Origin of the sequence: Desulforhopalus singaporensis (assembly GCF_900104445.1) — a bacterium.
Taxonomy (GTDB): domain Bacteria; phylum Desulfobacterota; class Desulfobulbia; order Desulfobulbales; family Desulfocapsaceae; genus Desulforhopalus_A; species Desulforhopalus_A singaporensis.
Genome location: NZ_FNJI01000018.1, coordinates 78,467 through 101,687, shown reverse-complemented (window position 1 = coordinate 101,687; position 23,221 = coordinate 78,467). Strand labels below are relative to the sequence as shown.

The 23,221-nt window shown below is 49.2% G+C and carries 16 protein-coding genes, 1 tRNA gene and 3 pseudogenes; 11 read left to right on the top strand and 9 right to left on the bottom strand.

What is annotated here, in order from left to right:
- The coding region (locus tag BLQ17_RS13310; RefSeq protein WP_143005507.1) for a DUF4372 domain-containing protein at positions 1–205 on the bottom strand (205 nt) is incomplete at its 3' end.
- Between the two features lie 373 nt (positions 206–578).
- Between BLQ17_RS13310 and BLQ17_RS13305 the strand changes: the two genes are divergently transcribed.
- From BLQ17_RS13305 to BLQ17_RS13275, 6 genes are all read left to right on the top strand, one after another.
- Entirely contained in the window at positions 579–3,143 is a 2,565-nt protein-coding gene (locus BLQ17_RS13305; protein ID WP_092223637.1) for an amino acid permease, read from the top strand.
- A gap of 128 nt (positions 3,144–3,271) precedes the next feature.
- The gene (locus BLQ17_RS13300) at positions 3,272–4,147 is read left to right on the top strand and encodes a hypothetical protein (RefSeq protein ID WP_092223635.1); all 876 of its coding nucleotides are present in this window, start codon (positions 3,272–3,274) and stop codon (positions 4,145–4,147) included.
- Positions 4,125–5,345 carry a nucleotidyltransferase domain-containing protein gene (locus BLQ17_RS13295; RefSeq protein ID WP_092223633.1) on the top strand — a complete coding sequence of 407 codons (1,221 nt, stop codon included), beginning with the start codon at positions 4,125–4,127 and terminating at the stop codon, positions 5,343–5,345. The genes BLQ17_RS13300 and BLQ17_RS13295 overlap by 23 nt, the downstream gene beginning before the upstream one ends.
- 285 nt (positions 5,346–5,630) lie before the next feature.
- Positions 5,631–7,760 carry a sensor histidine kinase gene (locus tag BLQ17_RS13285; RefSeq protein ID WP_092223629.1) on the top strand — a complete coding sequence of 710 codons (2,130 nt, stop codon included), beginning with the start codon at positions 5,631–5,633 and terminating at the stop codon, positions 7,758–7,760.
- Between the two features lie 244 nt (positions 7,761–8,004).
- Entirely contained in the window at positions 8,005–8,817 is an 813-nt protein-coding gene (locus BLQ17_RS13280; RefSeq protein ID WP_092223627.1) for a ZIP family metal transporter, read from the top strand.
- A gap of 84 nt (positions 8,818–8,901) precedes the next feature.
- Positions 8,902–9,681, top strand: coding sequence for a lysophospholipid acyltransferase family protein (locus BLQ17_RS13275; protein WP_092223626.1), 780 nt, complete (start codon positions 8,902–8,904; stop codon positions 9,679–9,681).
- 160 nt (positions 9,682–9,841) lie between these two features.
- Here BLQ17_RS13275 and BLQ17_RS22645 read toward each other — a convergent pair whose 3' ends face one another.
- Positions 9,842–10,135: a hypothetical protein gene (locus tag BLQ17_RS22645; RefSeq protein ID WP_176761228.1), complete on the bottom strand. Its 294-nt coding sequence runs from the start codon at positions 10,133–10,135 to the stop codon at positions 9,842–9,844.
- A gap of 239 nt (positions 10,136–10,374) precedes the next feature.
- On the opposite strand from BLQ17_RS22645, the gene BLQ17_RS13265 reads away from it, so the two are divergent.
- Positions 10,375–10,472, top strand: a tRNA-Sec gene (locus BLQ17_RS13265).
- Positions 10,473–10,838: 366 nt separating this feature from the next.
- Here the strand turns inward: BLQ17_RS13265 and BLQ17_RS23700 are convergent.
- The 5 genes and pseudogenes from BLQ17_RS23700 to BLQ17_RS13235 form a co-directional block, all read right to left on the bottom strand.
- Positions 10,839–11,011 (bottom strand): annotated as a pseudogene (locus tag BLQ17_RS23700) (IS3 family transposase); the annotation flags it as partial.
- 12 nt (positions 11,012–11,023) lie between these two features.
- A pseudogene (locus BLQ17_RS23525) lies at positions 11,024–12,082 on the bottom strand (IS110 family RNA-guided transposase).
- 216 nt (positions 12,083–12,298) lie between these two features.
- A pseudogene (locus BLQ17_RS13250) lies at positions 12,299–12,627 on the bottom strand (DDE-type integrase/transposase/recombinase); the annotation flags it as partial.
- Positions 12,628–12,877: 250 nt separating this feature from the next.
- Positions 12,878–14,248, bottom strand: a complete 1,371-nt coding sequence (locus tag BLQ17_RS13240) for an aminotransferase family protein (protein ID WP_092223618.1) — start codon at positions 14,246–14,248, stop codon at positions 12,878–12,880.
- Between the two features lie 57 nt (positions 14,249–14,305).
- The gene (locus BLQ17_RS13235) at positions 14,306–15,805 is read right to left on the bottom strand and encodes a CoA-acylating methylmalonate-semialdehyde dehydrogenase (RefSeq protein ID WP_092223615.1); all 1,500 of its coding nucleotides are present in this window, start codon (positions 15,803–15,805) and stop codon (positions 14,306–14,308) included.
- Between the two features lie 356 nt (positions 15,806–16,161).
- Between BLQ17_RS13235 and BLQ17_RS13230 the strand changes: the two genes are divergently transcribed.
- The gene (locus BLQ17_RS13230) at positions 16,162–16,737 is read left to right on the top strand and encodes a cupin domain-containing protein (protein ID WP_218121782.1); all 576 of its coding nucleotides are present in this window, start codon (positions 16,162–16,164) and stop codon (positions 16,735–16,737) included.
- 366 nt (positions 16,738–17,103) lie between these two features.
- On the opposite strand, the gene glyQ is transcribed toward BLQ17_RS13230, so the two are convergent.
- A complete protein-coding gene (glyQ, locus tag BLQ17_RS13220; protein WP_092223611.1) occupies positions 17,104–17,982 on the bottom strand; it encodes a glycine--tRNA ligase subunit alpha in 879 nt (292 codons plus the stop codon).
- Between the two features lie 204 nt (positions 17,983–18,186).
- Here glyQ and BLQ17_RS13215 point away from each other — a divergent pair, with 204 nt between their 5' ends.
- The 3 genes from BLQ17_RS13215 (at position 18,187) to secB (ending at position 22,063) form a co-directional block, all read left to right on the top strand.
- Complete coding sequence (locus BLQ17_RS13215) at positions 18,187–18,615, top strand: CoA-binding protein (protein ID WP_092223642.1); 429 nt, start codon at positions 18,187–18,189, stop codon at positions 18,613–18,615.
- A 38-nt stretch (positions 18,616–18,653) separates the two neighbouring features.
- Positions 18,654–21,485, top strand: a complete 2,832-nt coding sequence (uvrA, locus tag BLQ17_RS13210; protein WP_092223609.1) for an excinuclease ABC subunit UvrA — start codon at positions 18,654–18,656, stop codon at positions 21,483–21,485.
- Positions 21,486–21,589: 104 nt separating this feature from the next.
- Positions 21,590–22,063, top strand: a complete 474-nt coding sequence (secB, locus tag BLQ17_RS13205) for a protein-export chaperone SecB (protein WP_092223607.1) — start codon at positions 21,590–21,592, stop codon at positions 22,061–22,063.
- A gap of 122 nt (positions 22,064–22,185) precedes the next feature.
- Here secB and BLQ17_RS13200 read toward each other — a convergent pair whose 3' ends face one another.
- On the bottom strand, positions 22,186–23,199 hold the full coding sequence (locus tag BLQ17_RS13200) for a hypothetical protein (RefSeq protein ID WP_176761226.1): 1,014 nt from the start codon (positions 23,197–23,199) through the stop codon (positions 22,186–22,188).
- Positions 23,200–23,221 lie beyond the last annotated feature (22 nt).

The window sequence follows — 23,221 nt, the reverse complement described above, 5'->3', positions numbered from 1 at the left end:
TGCCTAAGCAACAGGCGAGCCCGCCGCAAATTTCACGGAGAGAATCGGCATGGGCCATATGGCAGAACAGCATGGAGACAAGTTGGGTCCAGCAGGTAAATCCTTTCGAACAGCGCTCAGCCTTGTGCTTGGCAACAAGCTGCGCAAACTCTGTTCTTGGAAAATGCTGAAGAAGTTGACTAAACAAACTGGAACCTTTTATCATGGACTAACCCTCTTCGTTGATTGTGGCTCTGTTTTTATTGGCGTAAAAACTTTATACCACATCTAACAAGAGGGTTTTCCTGTTTAAATGCTATTTGGGACAAGAGTGATCCAAGATAAGATAAAAATCAATTCCGATTTTTCCACAAAAAATTACGGTGAGCCCGTATGATGTCGGGGATGGAAATTCCTGCACCGTTTATCTTGTAAAATCGGTCGGAAAAAATAGATAAACATGTGGTAGGATAGGAGCTGTGGCAACTCCCGGCGGAAGCGAAAAGCGCGGTTTGTTCCGGTGCTCGCAATTCCACCAATGCTGGTCAGCCCTCAGGAGTTGCCAGCGGATATCTTTTATAAAAATATTATGGTGAGTTATGTCTTCCTCAGATAAACGGGCCCGTACTCCGGCTGATGACCGGGCCGAAGTTACCGGTCGTCTTTCGACTTTTGGCGGTGTCTACACCCCAAGTATACTGACCATTCTAGGCATTATTCTCTTTCTAAGACTCGGCTACGTAACCGGAAGCTGCGGAGTCGGCAAGGCGCTTCTTCTTCTTGCCATCGCCAATGTCATAACGATTATCACCAGTCAGTCCCTGGCGGCGATAGCCACCAACATCAAGGTGCAGGGAGGCGGTGATTATTATCTCATCTCCCGCACCCTGGGGTATAAATTTGGCGGTGCTATCGGGATTGTGCTTTACCTCGCGCAATCTGTCTCCGTGGCTTTTTACTGCATAGGGTTCGGGGAGGCTGTTCATGCCTTGCCCCAGGTGTCGCTTCATCCCGGAGTCATCGCCGCAGGTGCAATCGTCGGGCTGTTCTTTCTCGCCTGGCTCGGTGCCGATTGGGCCACCCGCTTTCAATATGTGGTTATGTTTTTGATCGGTGCGGCTCTATTTTCTTTTTTCCTGGGTGGAGTAGAGCAGTGGCAGGAATCGATGTTTGTCGCCAACTGGCTGCCGCCCGGCGATGGACCGCCGTTCTGGGCTATTTTTGCTGTTTTCTTTCCTGCGGTGACAGGATTTACCCAGGGGGTAAGCATGTCGGGGGATCTGAAGGATCCCGGAAAGAGTTTGCCGGTGGGAACGTTTAGTGCGGTTGCAACGTCGATTGTTGTCTATTTTGCCGTGATCGTAGTTTTTGGCGGAACCCTTGCCAACCAGGAGCTTGCCACAGATTACCGGGCGATGCAGAAGGTGGCGAGATATGGGTTCCTGATCGATGTAGGTGTAATTGCTGCAACGCTTTCTTCGGCGATGGCTTCTTTTATGGGGGCTCCCAGAATACTGCAGTCACTGGGGGGGGATCGCATCTTCCCTTTACTCACTTTTTTTGCAAAAGGGGCGGGGCCAACCAATAACCCGCGGCGGGGAGTGCTGCTTACCGGTGCAATTGCGCTTGTGACAATCAATCTCGGCCAACTCAATCTCATTGCCCAGGTCGTCTCAATTTTCTTTCTTATCTCATATGGCCTTCTTAACTATGCCACCTACTTTGAGGCAGCCACCAAATCTCCATCGTTCAGGCCCAGGTTCAGATTTTTCAATAAATATGTCAGCCTTGCCGGCTGCCTGCTGTGTGGTTCGATCATAATCGCCCTTGATACAGTGCACGGCATCGTTGCCTTCGGCTTCATGTTCAGTATCTATCTCTATCTCAAAAGCAGCGCAAAGCCCGCCCGGTGGGCGGATGCCGGCAGGTCTTACGCGTTTAGCCAGGTACGCAGGTACCTTCAGCAGATGTCTGCTGTCGCCGAACACCAGAATGACTGGTATCCGCATCTGCTCGCTTTTACCAACCATAGTGATACCCGGCAGAAGCTTCTCACTTTTGGTGACTGGATCTGCGGTGACACCGGCCTGATGAGTGCTGTGCGGATTGTGCCCGGGTCCGGGTGGTCAAGAAAAAAAATCGAGGACGACGCCCGCCGGGAGCTGGTGGAAGATATCGCAAAAGCCACCGTGTTCTGTTTTCCAGTCGTGGTCGCCTCCACCAATTTTGCATCAACATTTAAAAACTTACTCCTGAGCCATGGCGTAGGTCCCCTGCAACCCAACAGTGTCCTGGTTAACTGGTATCGCGAGCTGGAAAGTCAACTCTCCGGACTGGAACAGCTCAAGTACGGTCATAATCTCAGGTCCGCCCACCGACTGGGATACAATCTTATTGTCTTTCACTGCGACCAGTCGAAATGGGATAACCTGGTCAGGCCGGACAAGAATCGCGACAGGATCGATATCTGGTGGGAGGTGGAAAATAACAGCAGCCGGCTGATGCTGCTGCTGGCCTACCTGGTGACCAGGAACCCTCTGTGGAAGCGGGCGAAAATACGCGTTATAACGGAGAGTTCTGCGGATTTTCAAGCTGCTAACGACACCCTGATGCAGTTTTTTGACGAGGTACGGATTCCGGCTCAACCGCTGCTGGTGGAAAACATTGATCCTGCGACGATTCTTGAGCATTCGCTTGATTCGGCCCTGGTGTTTATGCCGTTTAAAATCAACCAGTCAAAACTGATCGATATCACCGGATACAGCCTTGAGCGGGTACTGCCTCGGCTTCACGCAACTGCACTGGTGCATGCCGCAGAAGAGATCGATCTTGACGCCAGGCCGGAAGAAGGTGTCGCGGGAGAACTTGCAGAAGCCATGGATGAGCTGTTCGAATTTCAAAAACGGCTGGCCAGGGTGAAAAAAGAGGAAAAACAAGCCGTTGACGAGCTTGAAAAAATAGCCCTGAAGATCGGCAGGATAAAGGGCAACGGCGAAAAAGTGCAGGATTTTGAAGATTTGAAAGTTCTTGAAAAACAGCTGCAGAGAAGCGAACAGACCAGAGAGCGTCTGTTTCGCAAGTCTTCGAAAATTCAGGCACTGCATGATGATGCAGTCGCCAGGGTTCGGGAACTGGGTGGATCGCCGGAACAGGATAAAGGGTGAAAGGTGACAACACCATCCGCTTTCTTGAAAAAAGATTGCCAACCTGACGATACTTGGCTAGTCTTCTTGCACTATATAATTCTATATCCAGAACATGATGTTATACTTACAGGTCAGGTAATCGTACGGTGGAATATACAAAGGTTTTTCAGGCCGGCTTCAATGATCGGCTGTTTGAGATCGAATGCAACGATAATAACGGGTACAATCTTGCGCAATTCCTCTTCAGTGATTTTCCGGGGACGCAATCGAGGAGTTTTCTGAAACGGTACCGGATTCTTTCTCTTGGGGCGGCGCCCATGCTGTCGCTGTGGGATGGGGAAAAGCTGTTGTATCACGGCGAATCGCCGTATCAGCTGGCTTATATCCTGATGAACGAAGTCATTTTTCATTGTATCGATAAAAACGAAAGGCAACATGCAATCCATGCGGGAGCGGTGGCCGACGACAACTGCTGCATTATCCTGCCGGGAAAAAGCGGCTCCGGCAAATCAACACTTACCACCTGGCTGGTGAAAAACGGCTTCAGCTATCTCAGCGATGAGCTGGTCTTTCTGGAAAAGGACGGCTCCATGATGCCCTTGACCCGGCCGATAAACCTGAAAGTGGACCGGGAACATGAATCCTGGCTTTTACCCGAGGATTTCGGCGGCCGGATCATTTCCTGTGCAAAAGGCTCAATGATTCCACACAGGCTGGTGAACAATAGGTTCTCTTTAGAACAGCGGAAGGTGACCCATATCATTTTTCCTAAATTTATCAAGGGGGCGGCCGTTGAGTTCGGGCAGATCTCGCCGGCAAAAAGCTGTCTTTTTCTTGTACAGAGTTATGTGAATGCCAGAAATCTGAATAATATGGGGATGTCCGATCTTTCATCCATAGTCCGGCAGTGCAGATCCTATACCCTTACCTACGGCAGTTTCGACGATCTCGAAAATATTTTTCTCAGGCCATCAGCCGGTCCCGATTTTCTTGAATGTCATGATAAGATATCCGCTTCTTGATGTCTGTGCCAGGATAGACGGCCACAACACCCAGCATAACATGCTGCGCGAGTATTGCCGTGATTTCTCCGACTGGGAAAATATGGTGGCGTGTGCCGAACGTGAGGGAATGGCGCCATTGCTCAGGAAGCATCTCGAGGAGGCCGGGTGCGATTATCCGAGCGGAGTGCGCATGACACTGAAGGTGCTGGAAAATCGTCACCGACACTGCGCCCGCATGCGGATAGAGGTGTTGCAGGAGGTCCTCACACTTATGCGGCAGCATTCCCTCTCTCCTATTGTTATAAAGGGAGCCGCGCTCTGCTTTACCCTTTATCCCGATCCGGCTTTGAGGCCGATGCGGGATATCGATATCCTGTTTCGGAAAGAAGAAGTCGACGACGCCCAGCAATTGCTGAGGGAAATGGGATTTGCCAGCTCCGGTTCACCGGTTCCTCCCGATCATTACCACCTGCCTCCCCTGCATAAGACGGTCGGGGAAATGAAGGTCTGTTTTGAGCTGCACCGCGGACTGTACCCGAACTGTCCGCCTTACTATCCGGATGTTGATTTTGACCGTTTATATAGATCGGCAAAAAAAATTACGGTCGGTGATGTCGGTGCCGTTACCTTCGGTGACGAAGAGATGCTCAATTACCTCTTTCTGCATGGTGTCCGTTCGCCGATCAGCTATGAAAACTTTAAACTGATCAACATAGCTGATGTGGTCGGCTTTGTGGAAAAAAACTGCCGATCGCTTGATTGGGATGGAATAGGGAAAAGATATCCGCTTCTTTACAAATCGTTGCCGACCATGCATCATATCACGCCCTGGAACCATGACAACGTCCCCAAAGAATTTGTCGCCTTAACCGGCGAGAAAAAACGACTGGAACCCAAGCCGTTTGTCGGCTGGCCGCAGAGAAAACTCAAGGAGTTGCGGAAAACGGCAACCGTTGCTGAAATTCTCAAGGAGACTTTTGTGCCTTCCTCCTGGTGGGTTCGGGCGTATTATGGCGTATCCTCCAAAACAGAGATGCTGGCTGCGCGCTTTTTTCATCATCCCCGGCATGTGTTCTGGTGGGTAAGGCTCTATTCGGGTTTTTTGGATAAATCCCCGGGGGCAGGTGAGGCCGGCACTAAAAGAGTGCTCGGTCGATTGATGAACATCAGGATTCTGGCGGTTATGCAGAAGCTGTTTGGCCGCGCTGCAAGGTGACACCGGGGCGGCTGTTTTTACCAGCTTACCCGCTGTGGACAGTAGCAAATGTCAGCCGGGCGTCCCTGCCGTTTTCCCAGAATAAAAAGGGATTATTCTTTTTTCTTCGGATAGTAAAGGGTGAAAGAATTGAACTTTTTCTCTTCAGCAGAACCGTTTTTTCGGGTATTTTACAAGAATATTCTTGGGTTTTTCTGCAAAAAGAAGAGTATAAAACCTGTTCACAACTCTAACCTGGGGCGTTTTGCCGTGTACCATTCTTTATCGGGCATGGCTGCCGACTAAATGGAAGAAAACGGATATCAAAAATTAGGTTCTGTCCTTTCCACCCATTTTTTCAAATATTCCCTCATCCCCATACTGGTTGTCGAAGTCGCGCTTGTTATACTGTATTTTTCTATAAATGCTTATATTTCCAGAGAGAACATCGAGGTGCTCTTTGCCGATGCCAAGATGCACAGTCAAAGCATTCTCAGAAACGAGGCTCAATTTATAAGTGACAAGCTGTCCGAAGTATCGCGCCTGGTTTCAGTGCTGCAAAAAGAGCATGAGTTGTTATTTGCCAACCCTGATGTGTGCGGCCTGCCCAACGGCTCGCCCGAATTCAGGGTGGCACCCAACGGAGTGTTCTACAAGACCAATAAGGTGGGAGCCAGCCTCTACTATTCTGCAAATACGAATATAACGGCAAAAAAGCGCCACAAGGCAATTTTTACCGAGGCTATGGATGTCGGCTTCAAGAGTATCGTAGATATCAATCCCAATATTGTTGCTGCGTACTTCAATTCCTGGGACGATATGAACCGTCTCTATCCGTTTATAGATAGAGTGTACGAACAGTATGGCGCTCATATCGACATGGAAAAGTACAATTTCTATTATCTGGCCGATAAAAGCCATAATCCGGAGAAAAAGCCGAAATGGACCGGCGCCTATCTCGATCCGGCCGGAAACGGCTGGATGCTATCCTGTGTGGTTCCCATTTACCATGGCGAGTTCCTTGAAGGCGTAACCGGCCTTGATATTACTATCGAGAGTTTTGTGGCCAATATTCTGTCGGGAAAGCTGTCTTACGCCGCCAACATGTTCATGGTCGACGGGAACGGCATGATTATCGCCATGCCTGAGAAAATAGAAAATCTTCTGGGGTTGAAGGAACTGAAAGAGCATGTCTATGAAGAAGCCATCCTGAAAACGGTTTTCAAGCCGGAGAGTTATAATATTCTCACCAACAACAGTCCTTTTGCCTCGCATTTTAAAAACCTGTTTGAAAGCCCTGTGGATCACGCCGAATTGCTGATTGACGGCAAGAAGTACCTGACCATGAAGCAGATGGTGGTGGAGACCGGCTGGAAACTGATGATACTGATCGATGAAGAGAGGGTGCTTGGGTCTGTTTATCTGCTTCGTGCTCTCTCCGATAAGATAGGATATGGAGCGGTGGGATTGATGGTGCTTTTTTATATATGTTTTTACTTCTTTGTATCCCGCCGGATCGGACGTTTTTCCGATACCATCACCAGACCGTTGCACGAATTGTCCGACCAGACGTCGCAGATAGCGGGAGAAGCATCGCTGGTCAGCGGAATTGATACGCATATCCTGGAAATTCATCAGCTCAGTAACAACTTCGTCAATATGGACAGAGAACTCGGTGAGCGTGAAAAGAGGCTTATAAAGGCCAAGCAGATAGCCGAAGCTTCTTCCAGGGTAAAATCGGAATTTTTGGCGAACATGAGCCATGAGTTGAGGACACCGATGAATGCAATTATCGGCATGGGCTCTCTGGCCCTGCTTGGTAATCTGCCGCAGAAGGAGCGTGGCTATATCGAGAAAGCCCAGCAGGCTTCCCGTGATTTGATGAGGATGCTCAACGATATACTAGAGTTTTCTTTAATGAATTCAGGCGATTTGGAATTGAGTCAGGCACCCTTTTCTCTATCTGAAGTAGTCTGGAGCGTAGTCTGTTCGCTGGGGCCAGAGGCAAGGGATAAAAATATCGAGCTGGTTGTTGAACTGGACAGCACCATACCTCAAATGGTGGTTGGAGATCAGCAGAGAGTGGGGCAACTTTTGAGCAACATAGTCGGCAACGGTGTCAAATTTACCAAAGAACATGGAAAAGTAACAATATCTGTTGTTCTCAGGAAAACAACAAGGGAGCGGACGATAGTCGAATTTGCCATAGCCGATACAGGGATAGGTATTTCCGAGTGCCAGCTGGATAATTTGTTTACCGAATTTTCCCAAGTAGATAATTCTTCTACCAGAAAACATGGCGGTGCGGGTTTGGGGCTGGCGATAGCCAGGCAGCTGGTTGAGCTGATGGGCGGAAAAATCGGGGTTGAAAGTGAGCCCGGCAAGGGAAGCTTGGTGAAGTTTACGGTTGCTTTTGTAAAACAAGGTGAAGCATGACATACGTCCTGCAGCGGTGATATGTCGTCGGGGAGCCTGGAATATTTATTGTTTCTATGGATCTGTAGTAATTTCTGAAAGTTATCGTTTCTGTCTCCCTGCGAAATCTGTTATGATGCATTCATCCTCATGGACACAATGAAAATGTCGTAAGCTGCGTGCTTTCAGAACATGCCCCCCTGAACAGATTGGCTGGCCAGGAGTTCTGTGAGATATCGCGGGTCCTTTATGAGAAGGAGATAGAATGGAGAAATTTCTGTCACTTGGCCCTGTTGCCCAGGCTTTTATTGCCACACTGTTCACCTGGGGCGTGACCGCTCTGGGAGCCTCCCTGGTCTTTATTACCAGGGAGGTCAACCAAAAGCTTATGGATTGTATGCTCGGTTTTGCTGCCGGGGTGATGATTGCGGCGAGTTTCTGGTCTCTGCTCGCTCCCGGGATTGAGATGGCGGAACATCTGGGACAGATTCCGTGGCTTACCGCGACAATCGGTTTCATGGGAGGCGGGATATTTATGCGACTGGTAGACAGATTCCTTCCCCATCTCCACCCGGGGTTGAATTCAGGAAAGGCGGAAGGGGTTAAAACATCTTGGCAGCGCAGTACTCTCCTGGTGCTGGCGATTACCCTGCATAACATACCGGAAGGTCTGGCGGTTGGCGTAGCTTTTGGTGCGGTCGCGGCGGGACTTCCTTCGGCGACCATCGGTGGAGCCATTGCTCTTGCCATAGGTATAGGTATCCAGAACTGCCCGGAAGGTACAGCGGTTTCCATGCCTCTTCGTCGAGAGGGAATGTCGAAAACCAAGAGTTTTTTTTATGGCCAGGCTTCCGGGCTTGTCGAACCTGTCGCTGGTGTTCTTGGCGCCTTGTTTGTCCTGAACTTACGCGGTGTCTTGCCGTACGCCCTCTGTTTTGCCGCCGGGGCTATGATTTTTGTAGTTGTTGAGGAGTTGATTCCGGAGTCGCAACGAGAATTCAAGAATATAGATATTGTCACCTTGGCAACCATGATCGGATTTACGGTGATGATGATTCTCGATGTAGCTTTGGGATAGAGTAGTATAAAGGTTGTGAGAGTGTAGCAGGCAGTGTTTTTTTCTACTTTTTGAAAATTATCTTCAAGTTGATCGGTGATCGATATGGTTGAATCAGGTGGTGTTTATTACAGGACTGAGGTGCAGAAAATACCGTTTCTGGCAAGATTGTGTCCCTCCCTCTATTTTTACTTCAAGTTGATACTGATTGTTCTTCGTTCCAGCAGCATGGCCAGAAAGGGCATGTATGATGGAGAACGATGGATGATGAGCAGTCTTGAGGTGGTGAAAAGTTTAGAGACTGTCGGTGTGATGCTGGATATTCGGGGGCTTGATAATCTTAAGAAGACCGAAGGGCCCGTAGTGATCATCGGTAACCATATGAGCATGATGGAGACGGTTGTACTGCCATGGATTGTCCGTCCCTTCAGAAAAGTGACCTATGTAATCAAGGAATCACTGCTCACCTATCCTGTTTTTCACCATATCATGAAATCAAGGAATCCGATTGCCGTAACGCGGACTAATCCCCGACAGGACCTTAAAACAGTCATGTCCGAGGGAGTCGAGCGGATCAAAAACGATATTTCCGTGATCGTTTTTCCCCAGACAACAAGAGCTTATCGCTTTGATCCGGAGCAGATGAGTTCCATTGGTGTAAAGCTTGCCAAGAAGGCGGACGTACCCATTATTCCCCTTGCCCTGAAAACGGACTGCTGGCAAAATGGCAGGAAATTAAAAGACTTTGGACGTATTATTCCCGGCAGGACTGCTTACTTTTCTTTCGGAAAACCAATAAAAATATCAGGGAAAGGGGATGTTGAGCAGCAGTTGGTCAATGACTTCATTGCAGAAGAATTGAATAAATGGACAAATGACGAGTAATGCCCATGACATCGGGTGGAAAGAGCTAAAGGGTATGACGGTGGAGAACATTTGAAGACTCAGTAATCAGGGCTTCGAGGCGACAAGCGCATCCTGACGCGTTTGTCGCCTCGAAAAATCCGGAGTGGGGTATGCCCGGGACAAGCCATATGGAGAACTCTCACATGGTGTCGTCCAAGTCTATCAACTCATCTTCGTCATCATCGTAGCTGTCATCGTAGCTGTCATCGTCTTCGTCTTCGTCTTCTTCGTCGTCATTGTCATCGTCATCGTCGTAGTTGTCGTCGTCATCCTGGTTGTCGTCGTCATCCTCTTCGTCATCATCGCTGTTTTGTTGTCGAACAGCTTTAGGGATTTTGGATTCCGGCAGGATCATCTCCGTGATTTTTGCGATCTCATCTCTGAGATTGCGATCTTCAAGACAAACGTCACACGTCTCTGCGTGCTGCTCCATAAAGGACACCATGCGGGCGGGTGCCATGGTTTCTTCGCGGACGTGTATATACCACGATTTGATCAAATTTATTAATCTGTCACACTGCATAGGGGAAGGGAGAGTTCTCTCTTGGTTGGATGAAAAGGTTTCGTTATGTTGTCCAGACAAAAATTAAATGAAAATCTCCATAATATAATAAAAAGTTGTTTTCAAGGTCAATACAAATATAGTATATATTGCACTTTTAACAGAACTGAGGAAGTGGATAGGGCACTGGTGGCTCTCCCGGACTTCAAATCCGGTGTGGCGGGTTAATAGCCCGTCAGGTGGGTTCGATTCCCATGCACTTCCGCCAGTTTTTTCAGTAAGTTCCCTGTCTGTGTTCCTCTTTCGATAATTCCCGATTATCATTCTTTTTGTCTCAATCCTCTACTTATTCATCTATTGGAAGAGGAAAGAGACAATGTCATCGGCAACCATCAATGTGCAGACTATTAATAGCCTAAAGCCAGCTTCAGCGCCATACTTTCTTCGGGATAATAAAATAACCTGAAAGGGTTTGGTGTTAAGGCATATCCTACAGGTAAAATAACCTTCTTGGCGGAAGACTGGCATGAAGGGCGATCTTATCGTAAGACTTTAGGAGCATATCCAATCCTTAATGAGGTGGTCAAATAAAATCGGACACTTTCCTTAAGCTGCTTTTTTCAGCTCCATCTCTTTAATCAAATTCATTTGGGTTGAGATATCCCAAATAGTAGTGGCCCTTGTGCTGTTGTGAAACATTTCTGTGTAATCAATGATGTCTCGCCTGACTTCTTCCCGGGTGGGATAGGAAGAGCCAAATATCCGTTCAGTCTTCAGGCTTCCAAAAAAACTCTCCGCGACACTGTTGACGCTCCTATGTCAACAGTAAAGGGCGGATTTCCGCAAATCTGCCAAAATAAGTAGATACAATTCTCTGATAATATAACGTTTCAAACAACGATGTATCTCTTTCACTGATTTACCTTCAGCAGTTCGACGAGCTACATAAACCAGAGTGCGCGGGTCACTCCTCATGCGGACCATGGCGATCGTCCATAGAGCATTGTTGGCAGCTCGGTTACCTCCCCGATTCAAACGGTGAAGAACTGTCTTCCCTAAAGATGCCTCCAACGGATTAACACCACACAAAGATGCAAGTGCAGCTTCACTTCGCAAACGTTCTGGGTTATCACCAGCAACTGATAGCAATAGTGCAGCTGTTTGTGGTCCAACACCAAACTGCTTGCGCACCCGTTCAGCTGATTTTGCAGTCAAGCGTTCCAGATCCTGGTCAAGTAATTTTGATTCTTCTGTCTAGTATAACCAGCGCTTAGCAAGAAAGCGAAGTGTTGACGCCAAAGTTTTTCCCCACGGTGTTTTACCGAATGAACGAAGACGCAAACAGCTTTTAGCGCATTCAGCGGCATTTGATTTCCATAGCCTGGATCGAATTTCATCAGGCGCTGAAATCAACAAGCCTCGAAGTTGGTTAATTGTCTGTGTTCTTGATTTAACCGTGCTACGTCGAGCAACAGAAATGATCAGCATTGCTTCAGCAGGGCCTGACTGTAACTTTGGGATAGAACAATCAATACCTGATAAAACAGTACGGGCTGCACTCTCAGCATCCGTTGGGTCTGATTTACCTCGAAAGCGACGCATTGAACGATCAGGGCGATTTATTTCTAAAACCAAAACACCTTGCTCTGTAAGAAATCTGGCCAAACCTGCCCCATAAGTTCCAGTGCTTTTACCCCCCGCTCTTCGTAAGTCACCAAAAGAATGGGCCCAGTGCACCAATTTATGATATCCGTAACTATCAGTTGTTACAGATAAATGGCTCAAATATTTTTCTACGCTGTCAATAACAACCCCAATATGCTCACCCAGATGGGTATCTACACCAAGGATCACTTCAATTGTTCTCCGCCTGCTCATCGGCCACCTCCCTGTATTTTTTTCTAGGGAAACCAGCCCGAATTACAGGACAAGACACTCACGATGCAAGACAAAGCTCCTATTAGGTCACAAGCAATCGGCCCGACGATGCTCGGGGAACGCCAGAGGCCAGTCAACAGGTCAATGCAAAGGCACAATCGTCAATCCCAGCACGGGTCAGACTAGCTTGACCCTCATAGACATTATAAACTGAGTGTCCCAACAATCACCTCTGCGGCTCATGCTGCTCTTCATCTTGTTTTTTCTGAGCAATCTTTGAAAATCTATGCTGCAATACTGACTGCCTCGGTCAGAGTGAAAGATCTGGCCAGAAGATGGAAGACGATGCCAAATCGCTGTCTGCAATGCATTGATAACAAGCTGCCTTGTCATTCTTTTGTTGAGTGACCAGCCGACAATCTTACGAGAAAAAAATCTATAATAACAGCAAAATACAGTCAAACTTCAGCTGTCCAGATATACGTAATGTCAGAGCAATATACCCTGTCGGGTGTGGATGTTGTTAAGTCACGCTTTAAGAGATTTGTTAACCCGGCTGGTTCTGAATTGCCCTGTTTTAAGTATAAAGTAAAGTTCAAACGAAATGATAAGTGGCGATCTGGTCTTGCTCCAGTAAAGTGGAGTCAGTGCTGGTTCTTATCTCTGCTCTGGCAGGACAGGGAGGATGTTAAGGATGATATGGAATTGTGAATGTACCTGTTTTTGATTCCGACTCGCGAGAAAAAATGTCACGGTTCTGCGAGTCGAAATCATTTTGCTTAACGGAAACTTCGATTAACCCAGGATCGTGGATACACCATTAACGATAGCCTGGACTATCTTGTCAATATCCTCTTTGGTCGCAATCAGGGCAGGGCAGAGCGTGATGGTATTGTTCAGGTTAGGCAGGCTCCTGTTTGTCCTGCCGATAATCACGCCGTTTTTCATGCAATTCCCGGCGATGGCAGCCAGTTTGTTCTCATGAACCGGTACTTTGGTTTCTTTATCTTCAACGAGTTCGACTCCTGCAAAAAGACCGAGTCCACGGATCTCTCCGACATTTTTATGGGAGTTTAGTTTGCTCTTTAATTGCTCCAGTAGGTACTCGCCCATTAACCGACTGTTTTCGATGAGATTGTCGTCTTCAATTACCCGAAGATTTGCAACACCTGCCGCTGCAGCGCCGGCACATCCTCCATAGGTGCTGATATCTCGAAAATATCGTTCAATTTCCTGTGGATCAGAGAGGAATTCTTCAAAAACTTCTTCGGTGGTTATCGTCGCCGCAAGTGGAGCGTATGAGCTGGCAAGTCCTTTAGCGGTCGTAACGATATCCGGCACAATGTCAGTGTGCTGATAGCCGAACCATTTCCCTGTTCTGCCAAGTCCGCAGACCACCTCGTCAATGATCAGCCAGATATCATATTTGTCGCAAATTTCACGAACCATCGGCAGATACTCTTTTACTGGGATTATGATGCCGCCACCCGCTGTCATCGGTTCGATTATGACGCCGCCGACACTGTCGGGACCTTCCATTAATATGCACTGCTCAAGGGCCTTTGCACATTCGATTTTGCAGGATCCGTATTCTTTGCCGAAAGGGCATCTGTAGCAGCAGCAGTGTTCAAATTGTACAAATCCCGGAGTATACGGGCCATACTGCATCCTCCGTTCTTCCTGGCCGCCTGCGCTCAGTGTGGAGATGGTGGTGCCGTGATAATCCCTGTCGCGGTATAAGATCTTGTACTTTTTCCCATCAAACTTAAGGGCCGAACGTTGGCGAACCATCTTGAAAGCTTTTTCATTTGCCTCGGATCCGGATGTGCAAAGATAGACCCGGCTCATCCTTTCCATCTTGCTCACGATTGATTCCGCGAGTTCAATGGCCGGGATTGTACCACCAGTACCGGCCCAATAGCACATCTTCTTGTTTTGTTCGTTGATGGCCTCTACGATCCGTTTTTCGCCATACCCGACATTGACGCTCCAGACCCCGCCTGAGAGCGCATCGGTATATTCTTTTCCGTTGATATCCTGTATCCGCAATCCCTTGCCTTCGACCATGACAATGGGATCGTTTTCTTTAAACGGTTTATGCTGGATCAGGTGATGCCACACGTGGGCCTTGTCTTTTTCTATGATGCTTTTTGCGTTAATAGTCATTTTCTTTTCCTCGTAATGTACAATTGTTATTCCAGTCATACAGGGTTGTGTACGCTATCAACTATTTGGAAAAGAAAACGATGTCCCTTCGCGCAAGCTGGCTGAAGGCCACCTCTGGGTTATGGTTTTACGCCTGGTCCAGAAGCGGACGCCGTCCGGGCCATACATGGACAGATCGCCGAAAAGAGACCGCTTCCAGCCGCCAAAACTGTGGTAGGAGACCGGTACCGGCAGCGGAACATTTACCCCGACCATTCCAACCTTGATATTGTCGGTAAAGTAGCGGGCAGATTCTCCGTCGCGGGTAAAGATACAGGTGCCGTTGCCATACTCATGGTTATTGATTAGCTCCATTGCTTCCTGTTGGGTTTTCACCCGAACGATACCGAGCACCGGTCCGAAGATTTCATCCTTGTATATTTTCATCTCGGGGGTGACATGGTCAAACAGGCAGCCGCCTAAAAAGTACCCGTTTTCATACCCTTCGACGACTGTGTCGCGGCCATCGACCACAAGGGTAGCCCCTTCTTCCACACCCAGGTCAACATAACCTTTGACTTTGTCGTAATGAGCCTTGGTGATCAGCGGGCCCATATCATTGCTGTTGTCGCGGCCGGGGCCGATTTTCATTTTCGCCAACTCGATTTTCAGCTCTTCAATCAGGGCATCAGCAACCTCATCTCCCACAGCGACAACCAGAGGCAAGGCCATGCATCGCTCTCCGCAGGAACCATATGCTGCACCCATAATAGCTGGAACCGCATTGTCCAAAGCGGCATCAGGCATGAGGATCGCGTGATTCTTCGCCCCACCGAGGGCTTGAACACGCTTTCCGTGAGCAGTTCCGGTCGTATAGATATATTCAGCAATCGGGGTCGAGCCGACAAAACTGACTGCTTGAACCCTCGGGTCCTGAAGCAGGGTATCGACAGCTTCCTTGTCACCGTTGACAACATTTAAGACGCCAGGCGGGAGACCGGCCTCAAGGGCCAGTTGCGCCATAAAGAGCGACGCCGAAGGGGTCTTCTCAGATGGCTTGAGCACAAAGGTGTTGCCGCAGACCACTGCCAGCGGCCACATCCAGAATGGGACCATTGCCGGAAAGTTGAAGGGGGTTATGCCTGCAACGACCCCTAAGGCCTGGAATTCGCTCCATGAGTCGATGTTTGTCCCGACGTTTTTGCTGTGCTCTCCTTTGAGAAACTGGGGAGCTCCACAGGCAAATTCAACATTTTCAATGGCACGGGTCAGCTCTCCCATGGCGTCATGGTGGACCTTGCCGTGCTCGTCGCTAATCATGTTGCAGATTGTCTCGCTGTGTTCTTCTAGCAGTGTCTTTAGCCGAAACATCACCTGGGTTCTTTTGGCAGGGGAGGTATTTCTCCAGGCTGGAAAAGCCGCCTCGGCAGCACCAATCGCTTGTTCTACTGTTGCCTTGCTCGCAATGGCAACTTGCTTGCTTACTTCACCTGTCGCAGGATTGAAAACATCCTGGTAGCGACTATTGTCGTCAGCCACGATTTCACCATTAATGAAATGCTCAACTATCTTTGTCATCTGTCTCCTCCTTGAGGTGTCGCTCTGGCACATGGGTGCCTGGTGTTTACTATTTTAGTACATGGAAGTCGTGACTCCCTCTTGCCTGTTTACTCTCGAGCTGTATAATAGTGGTGTTTAATAAATTAATCAATAAAAATATCACTAAGGGGTTGAGTGTTGTAAATAGGTCGTGTTTGTGCGAAACAATGAAGTTGTGGTAAAATATATTAAACAATACAGTGCGAGTTTAAATCGAAATAATCATTGCAAACTTTACCAAAAAGCCATGTTGTAGTGTGTGATGTGTTGAAATATTGATCAGTATGGGATAAAGTCTATTTTCCGGATTTTAGCTGAGATTAGGGAATTGAAACATGATAAATATGGATAACAAGCGGCATATGGAGTTTGATGCGGGGGAGCGTCTCCGTTCTGTAAGAGAGTTGTATGGGTTGTCGCAGAGGGCACTTGCGAAAAAAGCCGGAGTAACAAACGGCATGATCTCGATGATTGAGCAGAACCGTAACAGCCCTTCTCTGGCGACATTTAAAAAGATTCTTGACGCTATACCCATCTCCTTTGCGGAGTTTTTCTCAAATGATATCGACGGTAGCCGGCAAATAGTTTTTAGAGCGGATGAGCTTGTCGAAATCGGAAGTTCGGGGTTCTCTTTTAGGCAGGTTGGAAAGAATCTCCAAGATAAATCGATGCAGATTCTTCACGAACGAATATCTCCGGGAGCAGACAGCGGGGCAGAGATGCTGCGCCACGACTCCCAAGAGGGTGGGGTGGTCATTAAAGGAAGACTGGAATTGACTGTAGGAGGCGAGACACACGTTCTCGAACCTGGTGATGCCTACTATTTTGACAGCCGTATTCCCCACCGATTTCGTAATGTCGGTGAAGAAGAAGTTGAAATGATTTCCACTTGCACTCCTCCGACGCTGTAGTCCATCTTGGATGAAAGCCGTCCGGCTTATGGCTTACTGGCCGGAAAGATAGAACGGTATCGCCCCGACCTTAATGTTGCAGGCTGAATCCACCTGGGATATGACCTTTGCGTTGTCAAGCCACTTGATAAGTGCGATAAAGTCAAAAAAACGGCTGTTGCCGAATGGAAAAATTCCTGAACTGAATCTGACCTGACAGAAATCCTTTTGCAAGTTGGTGATTGTCGAATCAGAACTACTGCATCTTGGCCCAGAACAAGCCACCTGATAAGGTTTCCTGCGAAGAGGTTGTATATTTTGTTGGAGGGGTGGTCGAAAACAGCAGATGCAGGAAGGTTTCCGTTAGAGGAAACCTACCTGTCATTTTCAGGCCTGCTTCTTTTTTAACAGCGGATGGCCCATCCGTGCCCGCTGGGCTACGTAGGCCTCGGCGACTTTGCGTACCAGGTTTCTTATTCTTCCTATATACCGGGTCCGTTCGTTGACGGAGATCGCTTTTCTGGCGTCGAGAAGATTAAAGGTATGGGAACATTTGAGGCAGTAGTCGTAAGCCGGCAGTACCAGATTTTTATCAACCAGTTTGAGTGCTTCCTGTTCAAACGTATCGAAAAACATCAGCAGTTTTTCAACATTGGCTTCCTCGAAATTGAAGGTGGAGTATTCAATTTCGGCCTGGTGAAAAATTTCGCCGTAACTGATCTTGTCATTCCACATGATGTCGTAGACGCTTTCCACTCCCTGGAGGTACATCGCGATCCTTTCGAGTCCGTAGGTAATCTCGACGGTTGTCGGATGGAGTTCAATTGATCCGGCCTGCTGGAAATAGGTAAACTGGGTGATTTCCATGCCGTCGAGCCAGATCTCCCAGCCCAGGCCGGAGGCGCCAAGGGTCGGTGATTCCCAGTCGTCTTCGACGAAACGGATGTCGTGATCGAGCAGGTTCAACCCAAACTGTTTCAGACTGTTGAGAAACAGCTCCTGAATGTCGGGAGGTGACGGTTTCATCACCACCTGATACTGATAATAGTGTTGAAGCCGGTTGGGGTTGTCTCCATAACGACCGTCGGTGGGGCGTCGCGACGGCTGCGGGTAGGCACAGTTCCATGGCTCGGGACCCAGGGCCCTGAGGGTTGTGGCCGAGTGGAAGGTGCCGGCGCCGACTTCCATGTCATAGGGTTGTTGAATGATACAGCCCTGATCCGCCCAATATGAGTTGAGTGCGAAGATGATATTTTGAAAATTCATGGAGTTTCCTCATGCACCACATGGCTTTCACCGGAGTGGTGCGTTTATTATGAGTGAATGTCTTAGTGTCCAAATTAAATTATGGGTAAGTATATAACTGCTATCTTGACTTTTGTCCATGGGGTCCTCATTATATCTCCACCTTGTCGGTGAAAATTTAATCCTGCGCGTTATCAGATAATCCCGCAACCTTTCGTGGTAAAAATGCAAAATTTAGAAAGCTTGGGCCAGACGGCCGAGATAGCAGAACTACTCAAGAAAATCAGAAAAGTGGCAGTCGTAGGCTTGTCCCCGAAGACAAACAGGCCAAGCAACATGGTCGGTCGATATCTGGTCGATGCCGGGTATACGGTCTATCCGGTTAATCCGGGCCATGACGCAATCCTCGGGGTGAAGTGTTATCCGAGTGTGAGCGCAATCCCCGACCCGGTCGATGTTGTCGATATATTCAGGAAGTCTGAGGACATTCTGCCGATAGTTGAGGAAATAGTCGCACTGAGCAAAAAGCCGCTCGCGGTATGGATGCAACAGGGAATAATAAATGAGGAAGCCGCGGAACTTGCCCGGGAAAACGGCATATTTGTGGTTATGGACAGGTGTATCAAGGTTGATCACCAAAATCTTGCCGGATAGTTGCCCGCCCGTTCGCAGGTAACCAGCCTGCCTTTAGTATGGAACCAAAGACCCTGAGCATCCGCGGAGCGCGGATGCATAATTTAAAAAATATTGACGTCGATCTTCCCAGAAACCGGCTGGTTCTGTTTACCGGTCTGTCGGGATCGGGAAAGTCTACCCTGGCTTTTGACACCCTCTATGCAGAGGGGCAACGGCGGTACGTCGAATCGCTGTCCACCTATGCCCGGCAGTTTCTCGGTCAGATGGATAAACCGGAGGTCGACTCCCTTGAGGGGTTGTCGCCTGCAGTTTCCATCGAACAAAAGACGACCAGCAAGAACCCAAGATCCACAGTTGGCACTGTAACGGAAATTTACGACCATTTGCGGCTCCTGTTTGCACGGTGCGGACATCCTCACTGCCACATATGCGGCGATGAAATCCAGGCCCAGTCGGTGGAGGATATGGTCAATAGCCTGATGAGGCTGCCCCAGGGAACCAAGGTGATGTTGCTCGGGCCGCTGGTCACGGAAAGAAAGGGGCGCCATGAACAGCTTCTCGCCCGTATTCGCAAGGAAGGTTTTGTCCGTATCAGGGTGGATGGTGAGATTGTGCATGCCGATGACGTATCCTCTCTTGAGAAGAACAAGAAGCACTCAATCGATGTTGTGGTCGACCGGCTGGTTATTAAAGATTCGATCAGAAGACGTCTTTCCGACTCGGTTTCGACTGCTGTAAAACTGACCGAGGGGTTTTTGACGGTTCTCTATCCTGACGAGGGCAGGGAGCAGCTTTACAGCGAACTGGCGGCGTGCCACAACTGCGGGGTATCAATGCCGCCGATTTCAACACAGCTGTTCAGTTTCAACAATCCGCAAGGAGCCTGCGAAGAGTGCGGCGGGCTGGGGGTGAAGCAGTTTTTCGATCCCGGCCTTGTTGTCCCCGACCCGGCAAAGTCCATCAGGCAGGGGGCGATTGCACCCTGGGGATGGCGCCGGGAGGAATCCTATTACGGGCACATGCTGGAGTCGGTCGCCAGACATTTCGACGTCTCCCTGGATACTGCTTTTGGCGATTTGCCGAAAAAGGTGAGAACGGTCTTCCTCTACGGTTCGAAAGGGGAAGAGATCACTTTTCATTACCGGAAAGGGCGCCGCATGATATCTTCGGTCAAGCAGTTTGAGGGGGTTATTCCGCAGCTTGACAGGAGATTCCACGAGACCCAGTCGTCGATGATTCGTGATGAACTGGGTAAATACATGAACGAGCAGATCTGTCCGGTGTGCCAGGGGGCACGGCTCAAATCCGAAGCGCTGGCCGTTAAAATAGGCAACTGGTCAATCCATGAACTCACCTGCATGTCGGTGGAAAAATTACTTGAGCGGCTGCCGGTAGTGCCTTTGAGTGAGCGTGAACGGAAAATCGGCGAGCCGGTGTTAAAGGAAATTGTTGACCGGCTTTCCTTCCTCGAAGATGTTGGGCTCGGTTACCTCTCCCTTGAGAGGAGGGCGGGCACTCTTTCAGGCGGCGAGGCTCAGCGTATTCGTCTGGCATCCCAGATAGGATCGAGGCTTGCGGGGGTCCTGTATATCCTTGATGAACCGAGTATCGGGCTGCACCAGCGAGATAACCAGAAGCTCATTCGTACCCTGATCGAGCTTCGCGACCTGGGCAACAGCGTGATCGTTGTCGAACATGACACCGATACCATCCTGGCAGCCGATTATATCCTCGATATGGGACCTGGAGCCGGAATTCACGGCGGAGAGATAGTTTACAACGGTGATATCGGTGGTCTGCTCGAAGATAAAAAGTCGGTGACGGGAGCGTACCTGGCGGGACGGCTGCAAATCGAGTCCCCGGAAAAAAGACGCCGCGTGTTCAAGGGTAATAAACAAAAGCTGCATCTTAAAGACTGCACTGCCAATAACCTCAAAAACATATCCGTTGATTTTCCCCTGGGCGTGATGACCTGTGTTACCGGGGTTTCTGGCTCCGGAAAAAGCTCGCTTGTGATCGAGACGCTGTTCTCTTTGACCCGGAAAGGCATCAACAAAAGGCAGGCGGCAATAACCGACAATAGAGGCAGGCTCGAGGGGCTGGAGCAGATAGACAAGGTCGTCGATATCGACCAGAGTCCCATTGGTAGGACCCCGAGGTCCAACCCCGCCACCTATACCGGTGTTTTCGGCCCGATACGCGAGTTGTTTGCCAAACTGCCGGAATCCAGGTCCAGGGGGTACAAGCCGGGACGGTTCAGCTTCAATGTCAAGGGCGGAAGATGCGAAGCGTGTGAAGGAGAAGGCGTCAACAAGATAGCGATGCATTTTCTGCCCGATATCTACGTGGAGTGCGATGTCTGCAGCGGCAGAAGATACAACCGGGAGACACTGGATATACGGTACCGGGGAAAAAATATCCATGACGTCCTGGCGATGACGGTTGAAGAAGCCCTCGATTTTTTTAAGAATGTGCCACCGGTGAAAAACCGTCTGCAGACCCTGTTCGATGTGGGGTTGGGATACATATCTCTCGGCCAGTCATCGGTCACCCTCTCAGGAGGCGAGGCGCAGCGGGTGAAACTTGCCAAGGAGCTGTCGGGCCGCAACAGCAGCAGCATCCTTTACATTCTCGACGAACCGACTACGGGACTTCATCCCGCCGACATTCAACACCTGCTCAATGTGCTCAACAGGCTGGTCGACCAGGGTAACAGTGTGGTGGTCATAGAACACAACCTGGATGTTATCAAGACCGCCGACTGGATAATAGATGTCGGGCCAGAGGGCGGAGACGGTGGCGGACAGATTGTTGCAACCGGTACGCCTGAACAGGTAGTGCAACATAAAAACTCATATACAGGACAGTTTCTGGGCAAGATACTGTGACGGACAATTGCCCCTTGTATCAGGAGCTGAAGTGCGCTCTAATAGCTTCTTGCGAGGTGTAGGGCATCAACATTATTCATCAATATAATTTACGAGGAAAAAAAATGGCAGAAACAGCAGATACTACCGGTAGCGCTAAACCGGAATTTCGTATGCAGAAAATGTATGTCAAGGATCTATCGTTTGAAAACCCAAATGCTCCGGAAGTCTTTACCGTCCAGCAAAGCGCTGAGCCCAAGGTGGAGGTTAACCTTCAGCTCAACAACAAGCAGGTTGACGAGGACCATTGGGAGGTGGCGCTGGAGATTACCGCCAAGGTATCCACCAAGGCCGATGATAAGGTCCTTTTTATTCTTGAAGTTGAGCATGCTGCCATATTCAAGCTGAAAAACATCCCCAAGGAACATATGCCCATGCTGCTGGGGGTCGATTGCCCTACGCTGCTGTTTCCCTTTACCAGACAGATTGTAAGCCAGGTCTCAATCGACGGCGGGTTCGTGCCGTTCTTGATGGAGCCCGTCAACTTTATGGCTCTTTTTCAGAAAGCACAGAAGGAAAAAAAACAGGCTAAAAACTAAGGGAGTATGTCAAAGCCGGAAGCGAACTGCATCCGGTATTTTGCCGATACGACAAAGGGCCTGACGCTTTGATGCGTCAGGCCCTTTGTCATCTTCTAAACGTTTGGCACCGGCAACCGGTATTACAGGCCGTAGGTGACGAAGTGATCCACCAGGGTTGTCACCCCTTTTTCGATCGCCTGGTCGAACAGGTGATCGTACTGATTGTCGGCGTAGACGGTTTCCGGCGAAACCTGTACCCTCACCCTGTTGGTCCAGACAACAGCACCTGTTGCGGCTTCCTGCACCCAGACCCGCATTTGTACCACAGCCTGGTCCACCTTCCCGGAATTGTGGGCGTTTGTTCCAAGTCCGCCTCCGACGGCTCCCCAGAAGACGGCATTGCTGCTGCCGTTGACAAAGCCGAAGATAGATTCATTGTCCGACGACGGAAAGTCTGTATTGTTGTAGCCTATAATGGTCCCAAGCAGCGCACCGGTGATCATCTCATTGCGCTCGTCATACGCATCTGATGAAGCAAAGCCGTTGACCGCTCTGTTGGTGCCGCCGATGGCAAACGGCAGGATACCTTTTTTCCATGGAGCCCAGTTGGCTTCGTCACGGGTTTTATATTCAAGTATACGTCCCCGGACCACGTAATCGGCGTTGAACTGGCGACCGATCTTGACGATTTCGTTCCTGTCCAGGCCGTGGGTGCCGGGGAATGCGGAACTCTTTTTCAACGCGGCCTGTTGCACCTGGTCCTTATAAAAGTTGAGCTGGCTTTTCATTGCCGCGGACCATTCATTTTCCAGTTCGAGATCGATGGAGCTGGTGTTGACGCTGCCGGCGGAGACCGGTTGAATCACCTCTTCTGCCACGAGAAAATCGCAGACATCCTCCTGTATCGGCAGCCAGAAGCCGTTTGCAACCAATCTGTCGGTAAAGTGTTCGGTGATAGCTCTGTCTCTTCTCTGTGCGGATTCAATATTGCCTTCAGAGTAATCGGCAAAAGGAAGTATTACAATACTCTTGCCACTCCCTGGAGCATCGTAATCCTGTCCCCCAGGAACCTGCAGAGTTTCGATTACTGTCTGGCCACATCCGGCTAAAACCAGTGCTAATGCTCCAATGATGAGATATTTCAGCCTGTTCATGTTTATCTCCATGCTCATATTA

What these genes read in the sequence shown, in the direction of transcription:
- BLQ17_RS13275 (WP_092223626.1), top strand. Translation starts at nt 8,902, where the DNA reads ATGGTTGAATCAGGTGGTGTTTATTACAGGACTGAGGTGCAGAAAATA.
- BLQ17_RS13285 (WP_092223629.1), top strand. Translation starts at nt 5,631, where the DNA reads ATGGAAGAAAACGGATATCAAAAATTAGGTTCTGTCCTTTCCACCCAT.
- BLQ17_RS13235 (WP_092223615.1), bottom strand. Translation starts at nt 15,805, where the DNA reads ATGACAAAGATAGTTGAGCATTTCATTAATGGTGAAATCGTGGCTGAC.
- BLQ17_RS13295 (WP_092223633.1), top strand. Translation starts at nt 4,125, where the DNA reads ATGATAAGATATCCGCTTCTTGATGTCTGTGCCAGGATAGACGGCCAC.
- BLQ17_RS13280 (WP_092223627.1), top strand. Translation starts at nt 8,005, where the DNA reads ATGGAGAAATTTCTGTCACTTGGCCCTGTTGCCCAGGCTTTTATTGCC.
- secB (WP_092223607.1), top strand. Translation starts at nt 21,590, where the DNA reads ATGGCAGAAACAGCAGATACTACCGGTAGCGCTAAACCGGAATTTCGT.
- BLQ17_RS13215 (WP_092223642.1), top strand. Translation starts at nt 18,187, where the DNA reads ATGCAAAATTTAGAAAGCTTGGGCCAGACGGCCGAGATAGCAGAACTA.
- BLQ17_RS13240 (WP_092223618.1), bottom strand. Translation starts at nt 14,248, where the DNA reads ATGACTATTAACGCAAAAAGCATCATAGAAAAAGACAAGGCCCACGTG.
- glyQ (WP_092223611.1), bottom strand. Translation starts at nt 17,982, where the DNA reads ATGAATTTTCAAAATATCATCTTCGCACTCAACTCATATTGGGCGGAT.
- BLQ17_RS13200 (WP_176761226.1), bottom strand. Translation starts at nt 23,199, where the DNA reads ATGAACAGGCTGAAATATCTCATCATTGGAGCATTAGCACTGGTTTTA.
- BLQ17_RS13230 (WP_218121782.1), top strand. Translation starts at nt 16,162, where the DNA reads ATGATAAATATGGATAACAAGCGGCATATGGAGTTTGATGCGGGGGAG.
- BLQ17_RS22645 (WP_176761228.1), bottom strand. Translation starts at nt 10,135, where the DNA reads ATGGAGCAGCACGCAGAGACGTGTGACGTTTGTCTTGAAGATCGCAAT.
- BLQ17_RS13305 (WP_092223637.1), top strand. Translation starts at nt 579, where the DNA reads ATGTCTTCCTCAGATAAACGGGCCCGTACTCCGGCTGATGACCGGGCC.
- uvrA (WP_092223609.1), top strand. Translation starts at nt 18,654, where the DNA reads ATGGAACCAAAGACCCTGAGCATCCGCGGAGCGCGGATGCATAATTTA.